This is a genomic window from Streptomyces melanogenes (assembly GCF_014649795.1).
In the GTDB taxonomy this organism is placed as follows: domain Bacteria; phylum Actinomycetota; class Actinomycetes; order Streptomycetales; family Streptomycetaceae; genus Streptomyces; species Streptomyces noboritoensis.
On record NZ_BMTS01000090.1, the window covers coordinates 1 to 862 of the forward strand.

Here is an 862-nt window from a genome sequence, read left to right on the forward strand (position 1 = left end):
GTGGCCATCGGGGTACTCACGGAGCTGGTGCCCAGAAGGTTGGTTGATGAGGTCGTTGACCGGGCCGGGCGGCGGGAGCAGCGCGTCCGGCTGCTTCCGGCCCGGGTGGTGGTGTACTTCGTGCTGGCCATGTGCTTGTTCTTCGGTGATGGCTATGAAGAGGTCATGCGCAAGCTGGTGGGCGGTCTGCGGTTCCTCGGGGTGTGGCGGTCGGACTGGCGGGTGCCGACCACCGGCGCGATCACGCAGGCCCGGGCACGCCTGGGGGAGGAACCGCTGAGATTGCTGTTCCAGCAGGTCGCGGTGCCGGTTGCGCGGGACGACACGAGGGGTGCGTTCTTGCGTTCCTGGCGCCTGATGGCTGTCGACGGGGTGCAGCTGGAGGTGCCCGACACGGCGGCGAACGTGAAGGCGTTCGGGAAGAACTCTCATCACGGGGCACCGGGCCCCTATCCCCAGGCCAGAGTGGTGGGCTTGGGTGAGTGCGGGACACATGTGATCGTCGGCGCGCGGATCGGCGCGCTGTACCGGGGCGAGCGTGAGCTGGCGGGTGAGGTCCTGCAGGGGGCCGGGCCGGGGATGCTGGTGATGGCAGACCGCGGCTTCTACAGCCACGCCCTGTGGTCGAATGCCGCCGCCACCGGGGCTGACCTGTTGTGGCGGGTGACGGTCCTGGTCGACCTTCCTGTGGTCGAGGTCCTGGACGACGGCTCGTACCTGTCCGTGCTCGCAGACGTGATCGCCCGGCAGCGGTATCGGCGGCATGTCCGGGCCGGTCACGGCAACGCGGTCCTTGAGGGGTGCCCGGTTCGGGTCGTGGAGTACCGGGTCGCCGACCGCAACGGTGCCGGTGCCGGCGAGG

At 69.6% G+C, this 862-nt stretch carries 1 protein-coding gene; it reads left to right on the forward strand.

Features of this window, described 5'->3' with window-relative positions; translation table 11 throughout:
- Positions 1–27: 27 nt before the first annotated feature.
- Positions 28–862, forward strand: an 835-nt coding sequence (locus tag IE252_RS42885) for an IS4 family transposase (protein WP_190094934.1), incomplete at its 3' end; no start/stop codon positions are given.